The sequence below is a fragment of the Stenotrophomonas sp. PUT21 genome (assembly GCF_052232875.1).
Taxonomy (GTDB): domain Bacteria; phylum Pseudomonadota; class Gammaproteobacteria; order Xanthomonadales; family Xanthomonadaceae; genus Stenotrophomonas; species Stenotrophomonas maltophilia_N.
Genome location: NZ_CP197645.1, coordinates 2993749 through 3015392 on the forward strand (window position 1 = coordinate 2993749; position 21644 = coordinate 3015392).

Annotated in this window: 14 protein-coding genes; 7 read left to right on the top strand and 7 right to left on the bottom strand. The window is 67.3% G+C overall.

What is annotated here, in order from left to right; all coding sequences use genetic code 11:
- Positions 1-152 precede the first annotated feature (152 nt).
- Positions 153-1100: a DUF3011 domain-containing protein gene (locus ACTT2I_RS13665; RefSeq protein ID WP_421099089.1), complete on the top strand. Its 948-nt coding sequence runs from the start codon at positions 153-155 to the stop codon at positions 1098-1100.
- 125 nt (positions 1101-1225) lie between these two features.
- Here the strand turns inward: ACTT2I_RS13665 and ACTT2I_RS13670 are convergent, their stop codons facing one another.
- A complete protein-coding gene (locus ACTT2I_RS13670) occupies positions 1226-1861 on the bottom strand; it encodes a hypothetical protein (protein ID WP_088433895.1) in 636 nt (211 codons plus the stop codon).
- Positions 1862-2023: 162 nt separating this feature from the next.
- Between ACTT2I_RS13670 and ACTT2I_RS13675 the strand changes: the two genes are divergently transcribed.
- Positions 2024-3292: an MFS transporter gene (locus tag ACTT2I_RS13675; RefSeq protein ID WP_088433894.1), complete on the top strand. Its 1269-nt coding sequence runs from the start codon at positions 2024-2026 to the stop codon at positions 3290-3292.
- Between the two features lie 62 nt (positions 3293-3354).
- Positions 3355-5601 carry a glucosylglycerol-phosphate synthase gene (ggpS, locus tag ACTT2I_RS13680; protein ID WP_088433910.1) on the top strand — a complete coding sequence of 749 codons (2247 nt, stop codon included), beginning with the start codon at positions 3355-3357 and terminating at the stop codon, positions 5599-5601.
- An 84-nt stretch (positions 5602-5685) separates the two neighbouring features.
- Here ggpS and blaL2 read toward each other — a convergent pair whose 3' ends face one another.
- Positions 5686-6588, bottom strand: a complete 903-nt coding sequence (gene blaL2 / locus ACTT2I_RS13685) for a L2 family extended-spectrum class A beta-lactamase (protein ID WP_088433893.1) — start codon at positions 6586-6588, stop codon at positions 5686-5688.
- A 208-nt stretch (positions 6589-6796) separates the two neighbouring features.
- Here blaL2 and ACTT2I_RS13690 point away from each other — a divergent pair, with 208 nt between their 5' ends.
- The gene (locus ACTT2I_RS13690; RefSeq protein WP_088433892.1) at positions 6797-7696 is read left to right on the top strand and encodes a LysR substrate-binding domain-containing protein; all 900 of its coding nucleotides are present in this window, start codon (positions 6797-6799) and stop codon (positions 7694-7696) included.
- A 39-nt stretch (positions 7697-7735) separates the two neighbouring features.
- On the opposite strand, the gene ACTT2I_RS13695 is transcribed toward ACTT2I_RS13690, so the two are convergent.
- Positions 7736-9592 carry an ABC-F family ATP-binding cassette domain-containing protein gene (locus tag ACTT2I_RS13695; RefSeq protein ID WP_088433891.1) on the bottom strand — a complete coding sequence of 619 codons (1857 nt, stop codon included), beginning with the start codon at positions 9590-9592 and terminating at the stop codon, positions 7736-7738.
- 344 nt (positions 9593-9936) lie between these two features.
- Between ACTT2I_RS13695 and ACTT2I_RS13700 the strand changes: the two genes are divergently transcribed.
- Together ACTT2I_RS13700 and ybaL are read left to right on the top strand one after the other, a co-directional pair.
- Complete coding sequence (locus ACTT2I_RS13700) at positions 9937-12330, top strand: TonB-dependent receptor plug domain-containing protein (protein ID WP_421099087.1); 2394 nt, start codon at positions 9937-9939, stop codon at positions 12328-12330.
- A gap of 241 nt (positions 12331-12571) precedes the next feature.
- Positions 12572-14275 carry a YbaL family putative K(+) efflux transporter gene (gene ybaL / locus ACTT2I_RS13705; protein WP_088433889.1) on the top strand — a complete coding sequence of 568 codons (1704 nt, stop codon included), beginning with the start codon at positions 12572-12574 and terminating at the stop codon, positions 14273-14275.
- 6 nt (positions 14276-14281) lie between these two features.
- Here ybaL and ACTT2I_RS13710 read toward each other — a convergent pair whose 3' ends face one another.
- From ACTT2I_RS13710 to ACTT2I_RS13725, 4 genes are all read right to left on the bottom strand, one after another.
- Positions 14282-15163, bottom strand: coding sequence for an AraC family transcriptional regulator (locus tag ACTT2I_RS13710; RefSeq protein WP_293984443.1), 882 nt, complete (start codon positions 15161-15163; stop codon positions 14282-14284).
- 168 nt (positions 15164-15331) lie between these two features.
- On the bottom strand, positions 15332-16633 hold the full coding sequence (locus ACTT2I_RS13715) for an O-acetylhomoserine aminocarboxypropyltransferase/cysteine synthase family protein (protein ID WP_421099086.1): 1302 nt from the start codon (positions 16631-16633) through the stop codon (positions 15332-15334).
- Positions 16634-16757: 124 nt separating this feature from the next.
- A complete protein-coding gene (clpB, locus tag ACTT2I_RS13720) occupies positions 16758-19343 on the bottom strand; it encodes an ATP-dependent chaperone ClpB (protein ID WP_421099085.1) in 2586 nt (861 codons plus the stop codon).
- Between the two features lie 105 nt (positions 19344-19448).
- The gene (locus ACTT2I_RS13725; protein ID WP_421099084.1) at positions 19449-20765 is read right to left on the bottom strand and encodes a retropepsin-like aspartic protease; all 1317 of its coding nucleotides are present in this window, start codon (positions 20763-20765) and stop codon (positions 19449-19451) included.
- Positions 20766-20879: 114 nt separating this feature from the next.
- On the opposite strand from ACTT2I_RS13725, the gene ACTT2I_RS13730 reads away from it, so the two are divergent.
- On the top strand, positions 20880-21590 hold the full coding sequence (locus ACTT2I_RS13730) for a glutathione S-transferase (protein WP_088433884.1): 711 nt from the start codon (positions 20880-20882) through the stop codon (positions 21588-21590).
- Positions 21591-21644: the final 54 nt, after the last annotated feature.

Below are 21644 nucleotides of genomic sequence, written 5' to 3' on the forward strand. Positions count from 1 at the left end.
AGAGTGCCGGCGCCAAGCTGCGCCGGAAAGCCCGTTATTCTGCGGCCGCCAGCCCGGCGGGGCAAATCCGGGCGCCGCGGCCCGGCATCACACGCTCTGAACCGGGGGCATTCCTATAGTCCGCGCACCAACGACCGCACGGGGATGTCGCCATGCAACGCCGTCTGAGCACCGTCTGCCTCACCCTTGCCCTGGCCTGTATGGCCCCGGCCCTGCACGCCCAGATCAGCACCCGGGCCTATGCCCCGGAGAATCTGTCGCAGTTGTCCTCCTCCGACCGCAGCCGGGTCATTACCCAGGAATACGCCGACCAGTCCAATGGCCGCCGGATCCCGGATGACCAGTTGCGCTTCTACCTGGCCCAGGTCAATTCCGGCTGGAACTTCTCACGGATCAAGCAGGACATCGCCACCTCCCTGCGCGGCAACGGCGGCGGCTGGAACGGCGGCGGCAGCGGCCCCGGCAACAGTGGTACGGTCCGCTGCGAAAGCCAGGACAACCGCGAGCGGGTCTGCAACACCGGCTGGCGCAGCGCCCGGTTGTCCCGCCAGATCTCCGGCACGACCTGTACCGAGGGCCGCAACTGGGGCTCGCGCAACGGCACGGTCTGGGTCAGCGGCGGTTGCCGGGCCGAGTTCGTCGAAGGCCGCGGCAATGGCGGTAACTGGGGCGGCGGCGGTGGCACCGGCGCCACGATCCGCTGCGAGAGCCAGGACAACCGCGAGCGGACCTGCAACACCGGCTGGCGCAACGCGACCCTGGTTCGCCAGATCTCGGGCACGGCCTGTGTCGAGGGCCAGACCTGGGGCGTGCGCAATGGGGCGGTCTGGGTCAACCGTGGTTGCCGTGGCGAGTTCGCCGAAGCGCGCGGCGGCAGCGGCGGCAACTGGGGCGGCGGCGGTGGCAACAGCAATTACAGCGTGACCTGCAGCAGCAACGACAAGCGCCAGCAGACCTGCGCGTGGGATGCCCGGCAAGGCCGCCCGGCGCTGGTGCAGCAGTTGTCAGGCACGGCCTGCGTGGAAGGCCGCAGCTGGGGGTACAACAATGGCAGCCTGTGGGTGAGCGGCGGCTGCCGCGCCCGGTTCGGGGCGCGCTGAGCGCTCCGCCCTGCCGCAGGTGCCGACCTTGGTCGGCACCTGTCAGGGGCCCGCCGGCTGGCGGTCAGCGGTCAGCGGCCGGCGGTTGGCGGTTGGCGGTTGGCGGTTGGCGCTACCCGACTGCGTTACGGCGCAGGCGTGTCACTGCCCCACGGCGCGGGCGGCAACGCCACCGGCTTGCTCAGGTCGAACACCACCTGGAAGTGGCGCCCGCCCGGGCGGGTCAATTCGTAGACGAAGCGCTGATCCGGCTCGACTTCCATCGCCCAGGTGTTCTGCACCGAGGCGAGCATGTCCGCCTTGCGGAACATCGCCACCGAATCCGAATCGACCGGGAAGGACTGGCGTTGCGCAGTACCCGGCGGTTTGCTGTCGCCGCCGTACATCGTCACGGCATCCGGGCTGCCATCTTCGTGGCGGTGATCATGCTTCAGGCGCAGGCCGTTCTCGGTACGGCTCAGCACCCAGGTACGCGAGTGGTCGTCGCCGACATGGAACGGAATCCGCAGCTCATGCGCCGGATCCTCGCAGCCACGCACATGCATCACCAGGCGCTTGCCCTCGAACGGGTCCGGCGCGTCGGTGCGCGGTTCGTTGACCGCGATGCGACCTTCGAACGCTTTGCCGCAATGCGCCGCCACGGCGGACATGAAGGCATCGGACGGTGCCATCGACACCTCATGCCCGACGGTGTCGTTGGAGCCACTGCAGGCGGTGATCGCCAATGCAGCGGCCAAAGGAAGAAGTTTGACTGCGTTCATGCCCCCACCCTAACGGTCGCGACCGGGCAGCGCAAACCACACGCCTGATGCGACAGACCGGTTCACGCGCGCACCGCCGCCGCTGCAACCGGGGCTTCATTCCCCCTGTGTTATGGTCAATCACGTGACTTGTTCGCCTTCTTCCCCACGAAGGGCGCACGCATGTTGCGGTTGACCGCCCTGCTCGCCGGTGTGGCGCTGCTGCTGACCGGCAGTGGCCTGCTCGGCACATTGCTGGCGGTGCGCGGTGGTGAAGCCGGCTTTGGTGCCGGCACCCTGGGGTTGGTGATGTCCGGCTATTTCGCCGGGTTTTTCATCGGCACCTTTTTCGCCCCCTCGCTGATCGGCCGCATCGGCCATATCCGTGCGTTTGCCTTCTTTGCCGCCCTCGCCGCCATCGCGGTGCTGCTGCACCCTCTGTGGATCAATCCCGTGGGTTGGGGCGTGCTGCGCATCCTCACCGGCATCGCGCTGGTCGGCCTGTACACCGTGATCGAGAGCTGGCTCAACGCCGAACCGGATCCACGCCTGCGCAGCCGCGCCTTCTCGCTGTACATGGTGGTCAATCTCTCTGCACTGGCGCTGGGCCAGGTGCTGCTGATGCTGGGCGATGCCGGCGCGACCGCGATGTTCATGCTCACCGCGATCCTGGTCTGCGCGGCGGTGTTGCCAGTCACCGCCACGCGCCTGCGGCCGCCGGAGATTCCTTCCGTGCCGCGCCTGAAACTGGCGCGCCTGTACACCATGGCGCCGGTGGCGACCGTCGCCGCCGGACTGTCCGGGCTGGCGATGGGCGCGTTCTGGGGCCTGCTGCCGGTGTATGCCGGCGACGTCGGCCTGGACGGCAACGGCGTCGCCCTGTTCATGCTCACCGCCATCGCCGGCGGCGCACTGCTGCAGTGGCCGCTGGGCCACATCAGCGATGGCCATGACCGCCGCACCGGGCTGGTCGCCCTGAGCCTGGCCGCGGCGGGTATCGCCGTAGTGGCGTCGCTGCCGATGATCCAGCTGCAGACGCATCTGCTGTTTGGCCTGTTCTTCTTCTACGGCGGGCTGGCCTTCGCGCTGTATCCGTTCGCGGTGGCGCACATGCTCGATTACCTGCCGCGCGAAGACCTGCTCTCCGGCTGCTCGAGCCTGCTGCTGGTGCACGGCGTGGGCGCCGCGCTCGGCCCGGCGATCGCTGGCGCGGCCATGCAGCAGTTCGGCGCACCGGCGCTGCCGCTGTACTTCGCGGTGGTGCTGATGCTGCTGGCCCTGTTCACCACCGCGCGCCTGCTCAGCTTCCAGCGCCTGCGCACGCATCCGGTCGGCTTCCGGCTGATGCTGCGCACCACGCCTTCGGCCCTGGAGCTCATGCCCGAAACCGACACCGCGCCGCCGGATCCCGATATTTCCCTCCCCTCTGACACCGATAAGGAAGTGCATTGACTGTTTCGACACCGACCTCCCTCACTCCAACCCGTACACCGCCGGCGCCGCCGGCCCCGCAACTGATTCTTGCCACCGATCTGGATGGCACCTTCCTCGCCGGCGATCCCGCCGCGCGTCATCGGCTCTACCGGCTGGTCGACCAGCACCCCGGTATCCGCCTGATCTTCATCACTGGCCGCGGCCTGGAAGCGGTGATGCCGCTGCTCTCCGATCCGGCCATTCCGCGCCCGGATTACGTAGTCTGCGATGTCGGTGCGACCGTCGTCGACGGCCATACCCTGCAGCCGCTGCAGCCCCTGCAATCGATGATCGACGCGCACTGGCCCGGCGAGCAGGTGGTCGCCGCCGCAATGCGTCCGTTCACCGCGCTGCAGCGCCAGGATGTGCCGCAGGAACGCCGCTGCTCGTATTTCTGCGACCCCGACACGCTGGCGCCGCTGCGCTCACAGATCCAGGCGGCCGCACAGGCGCTGGGCTGCGATGTGCTGTATTCGGCCGACCGCTACCTGGACATCCTGCCGCCGGATACCGACAAGGGCCGTACCCTGGCCGCGCTTGCGCGCCTGCTGGAGCTGCCACGCGACCGTATCCTGGTGGCCGGCGACACCCTCAATGACCTGTCGATGTATACCTCCGGCTTCCGCGGGGTGTGCGTGGGCGATTCCGAGCCGGCGCTGACCGCCGCGACGGCCGACCTGAAGCACACCTTCCATGCACAGGCGCCGGGCTGCGGCGGCATCCTCGAAGCGATCGAACAGTTCGGGCTGCTCGCCGATGACGATCCCTTCCTGCGCCCGCCACCGCAGGCGCGCGCCGATGGCGCCGATCTGGTCATGGTCTACCACCGTCTCCCCTTCGATGAAGTGATGGAAGACGGCGTGCTGGTGCAGCGCCCGCCGCGTTCACCGAACGGCATCATTCCCTCGCTGCTGAGCTTCTTCGAAGGCGGCCAGAAGGGTTCCTGGGTAGCCTGGGGTATCGATGAGCCCAAGCGTGGCCCGTTCCAGACCCACCTGGCGGTGGATGCCGAGCGCTACCCCACCCTGACCGCCGCGCGCGTACCGCTGAGCAAGCAGGAAGTGGACATCTTCTACAAGCGCTTCTCCAAGGAAGCGTTCTGGCCGATGCTGCATGTGTTCTGGGAACGCGCAAAGTTCCGCGAGGAAGACTGGCAGGTGTTCCTGAAGGTCAACCGCAAGTTCGCCGAGGCCACCGCCGCCGAAGCCGCGCATGGCGCGACCGTGTGGATCCACGACTACAACCTGTGGATGGTGCCGGCCACGCTGCGCGAGCTGCGCCCGGACCTGAAGATCGCCTTCTTCCACCACACCTACTTTCCTTCGGCCGATGTGTTCAACGTGGTGCCTTGGCGCCGCGAGATCATCGGCAGCCTGCTCAGCTGCGATTACATCGGCTTCCACATTCCGCGCCAGGTGGAGAACTTCGTGGACGTGGTGCGCGGTGCCATGCCGGCCGAGCGCCTGGCCTGGGAAAGCTGCGCGCCGCGCTTCCTCACCTACGGCTGCGCGGTCGGGCTGGACACGATGACCACGCGCCTGCGCGTGGGGGATCGCGAAGTGGCGCTCGGTGCACATCCGGTCGGGACCGATCTGCGCCGCATCCATAACGTGCTCGCACGCAGCGATGTGCGCAACGACATCTTCAAGCTGCGCCGCGAGATCGGCGCACGCAAGCTGGTGCTCTCGGTGGAGCGCCTGGATTACACCAAGGGCACGCTGGCCAAGCTGGAGGCGTTCGAACGCCTGCTGGAACAGCATCCGGACCGCCAGGGCAAGGTCACCCTGCTGATGATCTGCGTGCCCGCCGCGCGTGAGATGACGATCTACCGCACGCTGCAGAACCAGATCGAGCAGGCCGTCGGGCGGATCAACGGGCGCTTCTCACGGCTGGACTGGACGCCGGTGCGCTTCTTCGCCCAGGCGCTGCCATTCGAGGAAGTGGTCGCGCATTACGCGGCCGCGCAGGTGATGTGGATCACCCCGCTGCGTGATGGCTTGAACCTGGTGTCCAAGGAGTTCGTGGCCACGCAGGGCATCGAGGGCAGCAACGGCGTACTGGTGCTCAGTGAATTCGCCGGTGCGGCGGCCGAGTTGAAGGGGGCGGTGCTGACCAATCCGCATGACCCGGCCGATCTCACCGCTGGCCTGCTGCAGGCGTTGTCGATGCCTGACGACGAAGCGACCGGGCGCATGCGCCAGTTGTTCGGCAGCGTGGAGTATTACGACGTGGATCGCTGGGGCCGGGACTTCCTGGAGGCAGTGCGCAACAGTCACGCCGAAGGCTGACGTCAAACGTGTCGTGCCGGCCATTGGCCGGCACCTTCACGACGGTGCACCCGCCAGTGGTCGGTGCCTGCCGGGCTGCATGGCCTACCCGCCCCGCTGCATGATGCCCTCGGCGATCACGGCCACCTGCCGCAGCACGTCGTTGCGGCCGGCATCGTCCACCGTCGCGCCCTGCAGATAGCTGGTCAGCACCCACGGGGCACCGCCGGCAAGCGGCCACAGGATCGCGATGTCGTTGGTGGTGTCCTCGCCATTGCTGCCGGTCTTGTCACCCACCCGCCACGCCTTGGACAACCCGGCGCGCAGCCGTGCATCGCCGGTCTCGTTGTCGATCAACCAATCGGCCAACTGCTGTTTTGACGCGGGCTTGAGTACATCGCCGAGCACGAAGCGCTGCAGGCTCGCCGCCATCGCGGCGGGGCTGGTGGTATCGCGCGGGTCACCGGGGGCGAAGCGGTTCATCTCCGGCTCCAGGCGATCGTTGCGGGTCACCGCATCGCCATTGGCGCGCAGGAAGGCGGTCACGCCGGCCGGCCCGCCCACCCTGCCCAGCAGCAGGTTCGCAGCGGGGTTGTCGCTGGTGATCATGGTCGCCCGGCACAGGTCGCGCACGGTCATGTCCTTGCCGATGTGCCGCGTGGTCACCGGCGCATGCGAGAGCATGTCCTGCTGGCGCACGGGCACGCGCTGGTCCAGCAGGAGCCTGCCCTGGTCGGCCAGATGCAGCACCGCAGCGGACAACACGAACTTGAACGTGCTGCACATCGGGAAGCGTTCGTCCTGCCGGTTGCCGGTGCGCCAGCCAGTGCCGGTGTTGAGCAGAGTCACGCCGAGGCGGCCCCCGCTCGCCGCTTCCAGCGCCGCGAAGTCCTTCGCTGCGACGGCGGGTTTCGGCGAGGGCAGCGCGGTCTTGGCGAAGGCGGTGGCGGCCAGCGCCGAGGCGGCGGCCGCGCCGGTCCATTGCAGGAACTGTCGTCGAGCGATCATGCAGGTTCTCCTTGGCGAAGGCCTGAGTATTGGCAGGTTGCAGCGCCTCCACCAGCGAGGATTTTCAGCAGAAGGCATTACTTGATCTCATACCTTCCGCCCGAGCCCTGACGAATCGGGCGCCCGAAACGATGGCACCGCTGGGCGTCGTTCGCCGCAGCAGCGCCCACAATGCGAAGATGCATCACTCCTGCTCACGGCTCGCCCCATGCTCCGCCCCCAGTTGCCGCTCAATGCCCTGCGCGCCTTCGAGGCCGCCGCCCGGCACCAGAACTTCACCCGCGCGGCGCTGGAGCTGTGCGTCAGCCAGGCCGCGTTGAGTCATCAGATCCGGGCGCTGGAGGATCGGCTGGGCGTGTCGCTGTTCACCCGATTGCCGCGCGGGGTCGCCCTGACCGACGAAGGCGCCCGTCTGTACCCGGTGCTCAACGAGGCCTTCGACCGCATCGCGGTGAGCCTGGACCGGTTCGTCGGCGGGCATTTCCGCGAAGTGTTGAGCGTGGGCGTGGTCGGCACCTTCGCCACGGGCTGGCTGCTGCCGCGCCTGGGGGATTTCAATGCGCGCCATCCGGATATCGAGCTGCGCCTGCAGACCCACAACAACCGCATCGATCTGGCCGGTGAAGGGCTGGATCTGGCGATCCGGTTCGGTGACGGCGATTGGCAGGGGCAGGTCAGCGACGCCGTGCTGGATGCTCCTTTCGCGCCGCTATGCGCGCCGGCGCTGGCACGGACGCTGCGGCAGCCGCGCGATCTGGCCAATGTGCCGCTGCTGCGCTCCTATCGCAGCGATGAGTGGCCACGCTGGTTGCAGGCGGCAGGCGCGCCGGAGCTGGAAGCACGTGGCCCGGTGTTTGATTCCTCACTGACGCTGGCCAGTGCGGCCGCCGCGGGGGCAGGCGTGGCGTTGTTGCCGTTGAAGATGTTCGAGCAGGATCTGGCCCACGGCCGCTTGATCCAGCCCTTCGCGCAGACGCTGGCGCTGGGCAGATATTGGCTGACGCGGCTACGCTCGCGCGCCGAGAGCGACGCGGCGCGGCGGTTCCGGGAATGGCTGGAGGCGCAGGACGATGTGCCGACCAACGGTCGGCACCTACCCGTTGCCTGAGGGTGCCAGGGAGATGCCGACCGTTGATCGGCATGCCGTTTACGCGTCCAGCAATTCCATCCACGTCTGCTCCGCCTTGCTGAGCAGGGTTGCGGTGGCTTCACGATCACGGCCCAGCACGGCCATGCGGGTCGCATCGGCGTAGTTGGACGGGTCGGCCAGCTGGCGGTCCAGATCGGCCAACAGCGCTTCCAGTTCGCCCACCTTGGCTTCGGCAGCGGCCAGCTTGTGCGGGTTGGCCGGCTTGCGCGCGGGCAGCGGCGGGGTCGGCGGCGCCGGCTCCGGAGCGGCCGCGGCGAGCTTGTGCTTGGTGCCCTGCGCGGCGGGACGCGAACGCAGCCACGCCGCGTAGGCATCCAGATCGCCGTCGAACGGCTCGACCACGCCATCGGCCACGCGCCAGAAGGTATCGCAGACCAGGCCGATCAGATGGCGGTCATGGGAGACCATCACGATCGCGCCTTCGAAGTCGGCCAGTGCTTCAGCCAGCGCTTCGCGCATTTCCAGGTCCAGGTGGTTGGTCGGTTCGTCGAGCAGCAGCACGTTCGGCTGCTGATAGGCGATCAGTGCCAACGCCAGGCGCGCGCGCTCGCCACCGGAGAAGCCATCCACCGGTTCGAAGGCGCGGTCGCCGGCGAAGTTCCACTTGCCGAGGAAATCGCGGAAGGACTGGTTCGGCGCATCCGGGGCCAGATCGCGGAAGTGCTCCATCGGCGACTGCCCTTCGTGCAGCGACTCCACGGTGTGCTGGGCGAAGTAACCGATGCGCAGGTCCGGATGCGCGGCACGCTCGCCACTGATCGGGTCCAGTTCGCCCACCAGGGTCTTCACCAGGGTGGTCTTACCGGCACCGTTCGGGCCGAGCAGGCCGATGCGCTGGCCGGCTTCCAGGCCGAAGCCCACGTTGTGCAGGATCACCGAATCGGCGCCGTAACCGGCCTCGACGTGGTTCAGGCGGATCAGCGAGAACGGCAGCTTGGCCGGCGGTGCGAATTCGATGCGGAACTCGCGCTCGGCGCGTACCGCTTCGGTGCCGGCCAGCTTGGCCAGGCGTTTCATGCGGCTCTGCGCCTGCGCGGCCTTGCTGGCCTGCGCCTTGAAGCGGTCGATGAAGCTCTGCAGATGCGCGCGCTCGGCCTGTTCCTTCTCATGGGCGAGCTGCTGCTGGCGCAGCTGTTCGGCGCGCTGGCGCTCGAAATCGGTGTAGCCGCCAACGTACAGCTTGGCGCCGCCACCGTGCAGATGCAGGGTGTGGGTCGCCACGTTGTCCAGGAACTCGCGGTCATGCGAGATCAGCAGCAGGGTGCCCGGGTACTTGAGCAGCCACTGTTCCAGCCAGAACACGGCGTCCAGATCCAGATGGTTGGTCGGTTCGTCGAGCAGCAGCAGGTCGCTGGGCATCATCAGCGCGCGGGCCAGGTTCAGGCGCACGCGCCAGCCGCCGGAGAACGAGGAGACCGCACGGGAATGCGTCTCGGCCGGGAAGCCCAGGCCGTGCAGCAGCTTGCCTGCGCGCGCTTCGGCGTCATAGGCGCCGATCTCGGCCATGCGCTGGTGGGCGGTGGCAACCGCTTCCCAGTCTTCACGCGCCGCCGCCTCGGCCTCTTCGCGCATGACGGCGGCCACCTCGGTGTCGCCCTCCAGCACGAACTGCAGCGCCGGGTCGGGCAGCGAGGGGGTTTCCTGGGCCACGCTGGCGATGCGGATCTTGCCGGGCAGATCGACGTCGCCCTTGTCCGCTTCCAGCTCGCCCTTCACGGCCGCGAACAGGCTGGACTTGCCGGCCCCGTTGCGGCCGACCACGCCGACGCGGTACCCCGCGTGCAGGGTCAGGTCGACGTTGGACAACAGCAGCCGCTCGCCACGGCGCAAGGCGAAGTTACGAAGGGAAATCATCTTGGGGGTCCATATAACGGAATGGAATGTGCTCGTGAGCACCTTTCCTGCGACGTAATTCTAGCGTTAACGAATACTTGACGGGCCCCGGGATGCGCGGCAGGCCTCGTTTCTCTCTCCCACGACCCTGCCCGCGCTTCCCCGGGACCCTCCTGTCGAATCCCCTGCCCCACGTAAATGGTTGCTGCTGCAACGTTTTTTGCGAAAAAGGCGAATATTTGACAAGCGATGAATATCCCGTTAATCCGTCTATTGCGCACCGCAACAACCGCCTTCGCAGACCCGATCCTCGATGTCGTGATGTCGCTTTGGTGCAGCACCGCCCCTACCGGAGCCACATCCTGATGAACCGCAAGACCAGTACGCTCGCCGCCGCCGTAGCTGTCGCGCTCGGTATGTCCAGCTTCGTCGCTACCGCCCAGGATGCCCCCGCCCGCACGGCGGCCAATACCCTGGACACCATCATCGTCACCGGCACCCGCGTGGCCGACCGCACCGTGGCCGAGTCACAGTCGCCGATCGACATCATCACCCCCGAGGCGCTGCAATCCACTGGCACCACCGAGCTTGCCACCGCGCTGGCCCGTGCCCTGCCCTCGCTGAACTTCCCGCGCCCGGCGCTGACCGACGGCACCAGCGGCATCCGCCCGGCGCAGCTGCGCGGCCTCTCTCCGGACCAGGTGCTGGTGCTGGTCAACGGCAAGCGCCGCCATACCTCCGCGCAGATCAACGTCAACGGCAGCATCGGCCGCGGCTCCTCGGCGGTGGACATCAACGCGATCCCGATCGCCTCGATCGAGCGCGTGGAAGTACTGCGCGACGGCGCCTCGGCGCAGTACGGCTCGGACGCCATCGCCGGCGTGATCAACATCGTGCTCAAGGGCTCGTCCTCCGGCGGCAGCCTGGCGCTGGATGCCGGCCAGTACTCGGCCGGTGACGGCAACAAGTACCAACTCTCCGGCGATACCGGCATCGGTTTCGCCGACGGCCGCGGCAGCGTGCACGTGGCCGGCCAGATCGTGCAGCAGGACGAGAGCAACCGCGCCGGCCCGTACCAGGGCAGCACGCCGAACACGAGCAACTTCCCGAACATCGGCCAGACCACCTTCGTGGTCGGCGACCCGCGCGTGGATGCGACCGCCGCCTCGGCCAACGCCAGCTTCCAGTTCAGCGACCACGTCTCGGCGTATGCCACGGCGATGGCGAGCAACCGCGACATCACCTCGTTCGCGTTCTACCGCTCGCGCAACAACCTCAACCAGGGCGCGCTGCTGGCGCAGACCTACCCGGACGGCTTCGTGCCGGAGATCAACCAGTACTCCAAGGACCGCTCGCTGGTCGCCGGCGTCAAGGGTGATACGGACAGCGGCTGGAACTGGGATGTCAGCTACAACTACGGCGCCAACAAGATCGATTTCCACACCCGCAACAGCATCAACTACGCGCTCGGCGTGAACAGCCCGCGCTCGTTCTACGACGGCGCGCTGGAGTACACCCAGAACATCGTCAACGCCGATGTGACCAAGACCCTGGACTGGGGCCTGGCCTACCCGGTCACGCTGTCCTTCGGCGGTGAATACCGCAAGGAGAAGTGGGAACAGTCGGCCGGCGAACTGAACTCCTACACCGGCAGTGGTGCGCAGGGCTTCGGCGGCTTCACCCCGCTCAACGCGGTGGACGCCGACCGCGACAACTACGCCGTCTACGCCGGCCTGGAAGCCGACCTGAGCGACAAGTTCTCCGCCGGTGTCACCGGCCGTTACGAGGATTATTCGGACTTCGGCGACAAGTTCTCCGGCAAGCTCTCCGCACGCTACGCGTTCACCGACAAGGTCGCCCTGCGCGCCACCGCCTCCAGCGGCTTCCGCGCGCCGTCGCTGGCCCAGCAGAGCTACCAGGCAGTGACCAGCACGATCGTCAACGGTGTGTTCCTCGAACGCGGCACCTTCCCGACCACCAGCCCCGCCGCGCAGGCGCTGGGTGCCAGCCCGTTGAAGGCCGAGAGCTCGACCTCCTACAGCCTGGGCCTGGTGCTGCAGCCGGTGGACCGGCTGTACCTGACCGTGGATGCGTACCAGATCGACATCGATGACCGCATCGTGCTCTCCACCAACATCACCACCAATGACGCGGCCAATGCGCTGCTGGCCAACCTGGGTCTGCCGGGCGTCACCGCGTTCTCCTACTTCACCAACGGCGTGGACACCCGCACCCGCGGCGTGGATGCGGTCTCCAGCTACACCATTCCTTTCGCTGCCAGCTCGCTGGAACTGACCGCGGCCTACAGCTACAACGAGACCGAGGTGAAGAAGTTCATCGCCTCGCCGCCGGCGTTCGGCACGCTGGGCATCACCCAGTCGCTGATCGGCCGCGATGAGATCGGCCGCATCGAGGACAGCTACCCGCGCGACAAGACCATCCTCAGCGGCACCTGGCGTTCGGACCGCTGGGACCTGAACCTGGCGGCGACCCGCTACGGCTCGTTCACCGTGCGCAACTCGGCCACCGCCCTGCGTGACCAGACCTACGATGCCTCGTGGGTGCTCGATGCCTCGGCCAGCTACAAGCCCAGCGAGAACTGGACCCTGACTCTGGGCGCGGACAACATCCTGGACGAATACCCGGACCGCACCGTGGACCTGCAGAATTCCACCTGGGGCATGCTGCCGTACAGCAACTACTCGCCGTACGGGTTCAATGGCGCGTACGTCTATGGCCGGATCTCGTACAAGTGGTAATGATGTTCACGGCCGGCCGCTGGCCCGCAACCCGATGACAGCCACATGCCCCGGTCCGCCGGGGCATGTGCGTTTGGGCCGCCGAAATGCCGGGATCTGCGCATTCATCGCTTCAACCGCCCTCTGTCCGGGACAGCACATCACCTGACCGTGGGGACATAGCAGCAATGCACTGCGCCAGGTTTGCCCGATCTGCCCGCATCGGTGAAAATCGGGGTACCCCCCCTAGTTGCGAGCCCCGATGCACCATGACACCGACCTGATCAACATCGTTGCCGTTGGCCTTGGGCTCGCCTTCATCTTCGGCGCGCTGGCCAACAAGCTCCGTTTGTCTCCCCTGGTCGGTTATCTGATTGCAGGCATCTGCGTAGGTCCGTTCACCCCCGGCTTCGTTGCCGACCAGGCACTGGCCAACCAGCTGGCCGAGATCGGCGTGATGCTGCTGATGTTCGGGGTCGGCCTGCACTTCTCGCTGAAAGACCTGATGGAGGTCAAAGCGATCGCCATCCCGGGTGCGATCGGCCAGATCCTGGTCGCCACCCTGCTCGGCTGGGGCCTGGCCGCGTTGATGGGCTGGCCGGTGATCTACGGCGTGGTGTTCGGTTTCTCACTGGCCACGGCCAGTACCGTGGTGCTGCTGCGCGCGATGGAAGAACGGCGCCTGCTGGAAACCACGCGCGGCAAGATCGCGATCGGCTGGCTGATCGTGGAAGACCTGGCCTGCGTCCTGGCCCTGGTGATGATGCCGGTCCTGGCCGGCGTGTTCGGGCCCGATGCGGCCAATGAAACCCATACCGTCGGCAGCGTGCTGGCCAGCATCGGCTGGACCTTCGTGCAGCTGGGCCTGTTCGTGGCGGTGATGCTGGTGGTCGGGCGCCGGGTCATCCCCTGGATCCTGGAGCGCATCGCCGGCACCGGCTCGCGCGAGCTGTTCACCCTGGCGGTGCTGGCCATCGCACTGGGCGTGGCGTTCGGCTCGGCGATGCTGTTCGGCGTGTCGTTCGCACTCGGCGCGTTCTTCGCGGGCATGCTGCTCAACGAATCCGAGCTGAGCCACAAGGCCGCCAATGATTCACTGCCGCTGCGCGATGCGTTCGCGGTGCTGTTCTTCGTCTCGGTCGGCATGCTGTTCAACCCGGCCATCCTGATCGAGCACCCGTGGCAGGTGCTGGCCACCGCGGCGATCATCATGTTCGGCAAGTCCGCTGCTGCGTTCGTGATCGTGCGGGCCTTCGGCCACCCGACCGGTACCGCGCTGACCATTTCGGCCAGCCTGGCGCAGATCGGCGAATTCGCCTTCATCATCGCCGGCCTCGGCGTGACCCTGGGGATCCTGCCGCCGACCGGCCAGGCGCTGGTGCTGGCCGGCGCGCTGATCTCGATCATGCTCAACCCGCTGGTGTTCGGCCTGCTCGACCGCTGGCTGCTGAAGCACCAGGAAACCGCCCCCACCACGGTGGAGACCGAGTTGCCGCCGGGCCCGTCGCTGGACCTGCACGACCATGCCATCGTGATCGGCTACGGCCGCGTCGGCAGTGCGCTGGCGCAGGTGCTGCGCGACCGTGGCGTGCCGGTGATGATCATCGACGACAACAAGGAACATGTCGCCGAAGCGCACGCGGCCGGCCTGCCCGGCATCCGCGGCAGCGCCGCCTCCGACCGCGTGCTGGCCGAGGCACATCCCGAGCGCGCCAAGATCGCCGTGCTGGCGATCCCGCAGCCGCTGGAAGCCGGTGAAACGCTGGCGAAGCTGCGCGCGCTCAATCCTGGCCTGACCCTGCTGGCGCGCGCGCACAGCGACGCCGAGGTGAAGCACCTGCTCGCCCACGGCGCGGACGGCACGGTGATGGCCGAGCGCGAACTGGCCTACTCGCTGGCCGAGATGGTGATGTCCACCCCGCCGTACCGCACGATGGGGCAGCAGCACAGCATTCCGGTGGTGTAAGGGCCGCTACGCTACCGGCACGCAGATATCGGCGCGCAGGATGGCCTCGGGTACCTCTTCCGGGTCATCCAGGTAGTGGTAATACAGCTCCGCATCGCGGAGCGCATGGCCGCTGTCGGGCAGCCAGTCGCGCAGCAGGGCGTCCGTGACCGCTTCCAGCCCTGCATAGCTGCCCACATGGCGCACCACCGCGTACGCGCCTCCGCCGAGCCTCAGCGTACGCAGCGGGGCGGGCAGCGCCGGCGGCGGGCGACCAAAGCCCATGCCGCAATCGAACACGCACTCAGGCGCCGGCACATCGCGGTGATCGTTGCGGGCGATACCCACCAGGTGCTGCAGCTGCTCGGCCCAGCCCTGCGCCGCCGCCCAGGCGAAGACCTGGCCGAATGCCTGATCCAGATCATCGAAGGCCCCTTTCGTGCGCAGCGCCACCACATCGAAAGGTTCGAGCGTGGTCACCGTGACCTGCAACGGCACCGTCCCGTCGGCGTGATCGCCGGCCGGCAGCGCCAGCCGCTGCTGCCAGCGGCTGCGCAGTCCGGCATCCTCGCGCAGGCTGCTCGGCGTGGCATCCAGCGCCTGGCGACAGGCGCGGGCCAGCGCCTGTGGGCTTTCATAGCCGACGCTCAAGGCGACCTCGGTCACCCGGCTCTCGGCCTGGCCGAGCAGCTGCAGCGCCTGCAGCAAGCGCAGGCGCGCCACGGTGCGCCCGGGCGTTTCGCCGGTCAGCGCGCGGTACAGGCGATGGAAATGGAACGGTGACTGGTGCGCGATCGCGGCCAGCGCTTCCAGATCCGGCAAGGCGTCTCCAGCACGCAGGCATGCCTGCAGATGGGCGATGACGCGGTCGATACCGTGGCGCTGGCGGACCTGGGCAATGTGGCTCATGGCGGGCTCCCTCTGTAGGTGACGCTCAGCGTGCGTCGTTCCACAGGCGGCCGCGTGGCTGATCTTGCGCAGTTGCCGGAACGTCAGCGCGATACTACCCCCGCGCGTAACGCCACGCCCCACTACCCCACGGCGGCCGGCCCGCACCGGCCGCCGTGGGTCCTGCCACTACGCGCTGGCCAACGCCTGCTCCAGATCCGCCAGCAGGTCGTCGATGTGTTCGATGCCGACCGACAGCCGCACCGTGTCTTCGCTGACGCCCGCCTTCTCCAGTTCGGCGGCGTCCAGCTGCCGGTGCGTGGTCGAGGCCGGGTGCGTGGCCAGTGATTTGGCATCGCCCAGGTTCACCAACCGGGTGAACAGCTGCAGCGCATCCAGGAAGCGTGCACCGGCCGCGCGGCCACCGGGCAGGCCGAAGGTCAGCACGCCCGAGCCGTGGCCGCGCAGGTACTTCTGCACCAGGGCATGCTCGGGGTGATCGGGCAGTGCGGCGTAGTTGACCCAGGCCACCTTGGGGTGGCCCTGCAGGTGTCTGGCCACCGCCAGCGTGTTGGCGTTGATCCGGTCCAGCCGCAGCGCCAGGGTTTCGATGCCCTGCAGGATCAGGAAGGAATTGAACGGTGAGATCGCCGCGCCGGTGTTGCGCAGCGGAACCACGCGCGCGCGGCCGATATAGGCGGCCTGCCCCAGGGCTTCGGTGTAGACCACGCCGTGATAGCTCACGTCCGGCTCGTTCAAGCGGCGGAAGCGCTGCTTGTGCTCGGACCACGGAAACCGCCCGGAATCCACGATCGCCCCACCCAGGCTGGTGCCATGCCCGCCGAGGTACTTGGTCAGCGAATGGACCACGATGTCCGCGCCGAAATCGAACGAGCGCTGCAGGTACGGCGTCGCCACCGTGTTGTCCACGATCAGCGGCACGCCATGCGCATGCGCGATGTTCGCCACGGCCTGGATATCGGTGATGTTGCCGCGCGGGTTGCCGATGGATTCGACGAACACCGCCTTGGTGCGCTCATCGATCAACGCGCCGAACGCCTGCGGATCCCGGTAGTCGGCAAAGCGCGTTTCGATCCCGAACTGCGGCAGCGTGTGCGCGAACAGGTTGTAGGTGCCGCCGTACAGCGCACTGGCCGAAACGATGTTGTCGCCGGCCTCGGCGATGGTCTGGATCGCGTAGGTGATCGCTGCCTGGCCCGAGGCCAGCGCCAGCGCACCGATGCCGCCCTCGAGCGCGGCGATGCGCTGCTCGAGCACGTCGGTGGTCGGGTTCATGATGCGGGTGTAGATGTTGCCCGGCACCTTCAGGTCGAACAGGTCCGCGCCATGCTGGGTGTCATCGAAGGCGTAGGCCACGGTCTGGTAGATCGGCACCGCCACCGCGCGGGTGGTGGGGTCAGGCCGGTAGCCGCCATGCACCGCGATGGTCTCCGCGCGCCACTGTGATTCGGGACTGCCGTGTTCGGACATATCGCATCGCCTCCAGGTGAATGCCGACGATACCGAACAAAAAACCCCCGCCGAAGCGGGGGTTGATGCCAAACCGGCATGGCGTGAGGCCCAACGGTTATCAGGCCGCTGGCGCGCGGGCGGCTCAGCCCTTCACGAATACCAGCTTGCCCGCGGCCGCATCGACCTGGATCACATCGCCATTGAGGAACTCGCCGGACAGGATCTTCTGCGCCAGCGGATTTTCCAGCTGCGACTGGATCGCACGCTTGAGCGGCCGGGCGCCGTACACCGGATCGAACCCGACATTGCCCAGCAGTTCGAACGCGGCATCGCTGACCTCGATGCGCAGGCCACGCTCGGCCAGGCGCTTTTCCAGGCCCTGCATCTGGATGCGGGCGATCTGCTTGATCTGCACCTTGTCCAGCGGATGGAACACGACGATGTCGTCCAGGCGGTTGATGAACTCCGGACGGAAGTGCGCCTGCACCACGCCCATCACCGCGGCCTTCATCTGCGTGTAGGCCTCCGGACTGTCATCGCTGCTCATGTCCTGGATCTGGTGCGAGCCCAGGTTGGAGGTCATCACGATGACGGTATTGCGGAAGTCCACCGTGCGGCCCTGGCCATCGGTGAGACGACCATCATCCAGCACCTGCAGCAGGATGTTGAACACATCCGGATGCGCCTTCTCCACCTCGTCCAGCAGGATCAGCGAGTACGGGCGGCGACGCACCGCCTCGGTCAGGTAGCCACCTTCTTCGTAGCCCACGTAGCCCGGGGGCGCACCGATCAGGCGCGCGACGCTGTGCTTCTCCATGAACTCGCTCATGTCGATGCGGATCATCGCGTCGCTGCTGTCGAACAGGAACTCGGCCAGCGATTTGCACAGCTCGGTCTTGCCCACACCGGTCGGGCCCAGGAACAGGAACGAGCCGCTCGGGCGATCCGGATCGGACAGGCCCGCACGCGAGCGTCGCACCGCATCGGAGACCACCTTGATCGCCTCTTCCTGGCCGACCACGCGGTTGTGCAGCACTTCTTCCATGCGCAGCAGCTTGTCACGCTCGCCTTCGAGCATGCGGTTGACCGGAATGCCGGTCCAGCGCGAGACCACCTCGGCGATCTCCTCGGCGGTCACCCGGTCCTGGACCAGCTTGAACTCACTGGTTTCCACTTCCTGTGCGGCAGCAAGCTGCTTTTCAAGCTGCGGCAACTGCCCATACTGGATCTCGCTCATGCGGCCGAAATCCTGGCGGCGCTGCGCCGATTCCAGTTCCAGTTTGGCCTGTTCGATCTGTTCCTTGATCCGGGTCGCGCCCTGCAGCGTGGCCTTCTCCGACTTCCAGATCTCGTTGAGATCGGAGAACTCGCGCTCCAGCGCATCGATATCGGTTTCCAGATCGGCCAGGCGCTGACGCGAGGCGTCGTCCTTTTCCTTCTTGAGCATTTCGCGCTGGATCTTGAGCTGGATCACACGGCGCTCCAACCGATCCAGTTCTTCCGGCTTGGAGTCGATCTCCATCCGGATGCGCGAGGCGGCCTCGTCCATCAGGTCGATGGCCTTGTCCGGCAGCTGGCGGTCGGCGATGTAGCGGTGCGACAGCGTGGCCGCCGCGACGATCGCCGGGTCGGTGATTTCCACGCCATGGTGCACGGCGTACTTTTCCTTCAGCCCGCGCAGGATCGCGATGGTGTCTTCCACGCTCGGCTCGCCCACCAGCACCTTCTGGAAACGGCGCTCCAGCGCGGCGTCCTTCTCGATGTACTTGCGGTACTCGTCCAGCGTGGTCGCACCGACGCAGTGCAGCTCACCGCGCGCCAGCGCCGGCTTGAGCATGTTGCCCGCGTCCATCGCGCCATCGGCCTTGCCTGCACCGACCATGGTGTGCAGTTCGTCGATGAACAGGATCACCTGCCCTTCGCTCTTGGCCAGGTCGTTGAGCACGCCCTTCAGGCGCTCTTCGAACTCACCGCGGAACTTGGCGCCGGCGATCAGCGCGCCCATGTCCAGCGAGAGCACGCGCTTGCCGCGCAGGCCCTCGGGCACTTCGTCGTTGATGATGCGCTGGGCCAGGCCCTCCACGATCGCGGTCTTGCCCACGCCGGGCTCGCCGATCAGCACCGGGTTGTTCTTGGTGCGGCGCTGCAGCACCTGGATGGTGCGACGGATTTCCTCATCGCGGCCGATCACCGGGTCCAGCTTGCCGCTCTCGGCCCGCGCGGTCAGGTCGATGGTGTACTTCTCCAGCGCCTGGCGCTGGTCTTCGGCGTTCTCCGACTGCACGGTCTCGCCACCGCGCACCTTGTCGATGGCGGTTTCGATCTTCTTCCTGTCGGCACCGGCGGCGCGCAGCGCCATGCCCAGGGTGCCACCATCGTCGACCGCGGCCAGCACGAACCACTCACTGGCGATGAAGGCATCGCCGTGCTGCTGGGCCAGCTTGTCGGTGTTGTTGAGCAGCCGGTTCAGATCGTTGCCGATCGACAGGTTGCCTTCCTGTCCGGAGACCTTGGGCAGGGCCTCTAGGGTTTCATTCAAGCGTTCGCGCAGTACCGGCACGTTGACGCCGGCCTGGGCCAGCAGCGGGCGCGTGCTGCCACCCTGCTGGTCCAGCAGCGCGCTGAACACATGTACCGGTTCGATGATGTTGTGGTCGCGGCCCACGGCCAACGACTGCGCGTCGGCCAGCGCCTGCTGGAAACGCGAGGTGAGCTTGTCCATCCGCATGTTCTTGTCCTCGATGTAAACGGGGCTGGCCGTGCCAGCACTGTCCCTGAGATGCGGTTACGGGGGCGTGTTTCAAGGGTGGATGAGATGCCGATTCAGGGTTGGTCAGGCGCTCGGCGGGCGGCCAAGCAGCGGCGGCTCCGGCGGCCGCGGGACCAGGCAGCCGAGGCCGCCGGGCAGGTCCAGCGCCACATCGTAGCCCCCGGTGACGCCATAGCCGATCCGCCACGACGAGGGAAACAGATCCGGTGGCTGGAACGCGATATCCACCGGAATGCTGGTGAGCGTATCGGTGATCTGCATCGGCGTGCTGGCCGGCGCGTACTCGATATCCTCGGCCCCGCGCGTGGTGATCACGTTCCTGCGCTGGATCGCCGCAGCCGGCACCGATGCGCGCGGCGCGCCGCGCATCTGGAAGGCGCCGTGGAAACCGGTATCGATCAGCATCAGGTGGTGCTCGCGGCCCCGGATGGGGTAGCGGGCCTGCTGGAACGGCCCCCACAGCGACGAGGTAACAACCATGCGCCGGGTGCATAGCGCCGGCGTCTGCGTGCCCAGCAGGGTCAGCGTTTCGCGGGAGAGGCGGAACCGGCCCAGCGCGCGCAGCACATCCAGGCCGATCAGGTTGAGCTCGCGCGTGGGTTCGCTGTTGAACGACACATCGCGCACCCGCTGGCCCCCCAGTTCGATATCGATCGGCGCTGCCAGGCCGGCCTGCTGGATGTCGCCCTCGACGATGCGCGACACCACGAAGCCTTCCGTCACCGCCAGCCCGAGTGATGCGGCCAACCCGCGGCTGATGTGCGAGCGCGGTGCACCGGTATCGATGATGAAGGCGGCCTCGTGGGCGACAGGCGCACCATCGCGCGTGCCGTGCAGCGTGAGTGTCACCGAGGGCAGCTCGTTGCTGAACTGGATCGGCACCGCCACGTCCTGCACCCGCTCGGCCACGGGCAGCGCGCTGCGCGGCCAGGTGGTAAAGGCCGCGAACGTCGGCCGGGTGACATCGGGCACTTCATCGCCAGCCCTGAGCATCGGCACGATGGTGCGCTGGTAGTCCTCGCGCACGCGCAGCATCAGGCTCGCCCAGGCTGCGATATCGCCCTCGATCAGCGCATTGCCCGCGAGCGTGGATTCGCACAGGAAGGCCAGCCCCTGCAGCGTGGGCGGTGCTTCCCGGGTTTCATCCAGGCACTGGCGTGCTGCACGGTTGGAGGCGGCCAGCTCGCCACGAACGCGGTGGTACCCCGCTGCCCCCAGGTGACGGCGCGGACCGGACGCGCCACTCATCTCGCGCAGCGTGGCCAGCTCCGCACGCAGCACCGCATCGCTGTAGCCAAAGCCATCGTGCAGCGCCACCGGATCGGCCGCTACCGTGGCCGGCAGTATCGCCACGCACAGGCCCAGTCCCCACATCCGCATCCCTTACTCCCGTCACCATCGCCACTGGACCCTAGCACGGGAACCACACCGCGCTCACGCCTGCTTTCGGCCGCGCGCGCGATGCTGGGCGCCGGTTCCACACGGAGTGGCTGCATGCATTACGAACTGTATTACTGGACCGGCATCCAGGGCCGCGGCGAGTTCGTGCGGCTTGCCCTGGAGGATGCCGGAGCGGGCTATACGGATATGGCGCGTGTGCACGGCGATGCCGTGATGCAGCCGTATCTGGACGGCAAGGTGGAGGGTCTACAGCCGTTTGCCCCGCCGTTTCTGCGGACTGGTCGACAGGTGATCGCCCAGGTCGGTGCGATCCTGGATCATCTCGGACCGGAACTCGGTCTGGTTCCGGATGCGAGCTCACGGCGGCAACAGGCGTTGCAGCTGCAGCTCACCATCGCCGATCTGGTAGCCGAAGTGCATGACACCCATCACCCGATCGCAGCGTCGAAGTACTACGACGACCAGAAGCGCGAAGCCAAGACGCGCGCCGCCTCGATGCGGAGCGAACGCATGCCGAAGTTCCTCGCGTATTTCGAGAACGTGCTCAAGCACAACGGCGGCCGGCATCCGCTGCGGGAGCATTCCTATGTGGATCTTTCCCTGTTCCAGCTGCTGAGCGGGCTGGAGTACATGTTCCCGCGCCGCATGCAGGCGCTGTGGCCGACGCTGCCGCAGCTGCGCGCCCTCAAGGACCGGGTTGAAACCCGGCCCAATATCGCCGCCTATCTCGCCTCGGACCGACGCCTGGCGTTCAACACCAACGGCATCTTCCGGCATTACCCGGAGCTGGATGGCGAGGAATGATCCCCCGCCGGCCAGCGGTCGGCACTGCCCGTTGCTCTACGTGCCGCCGCCGGC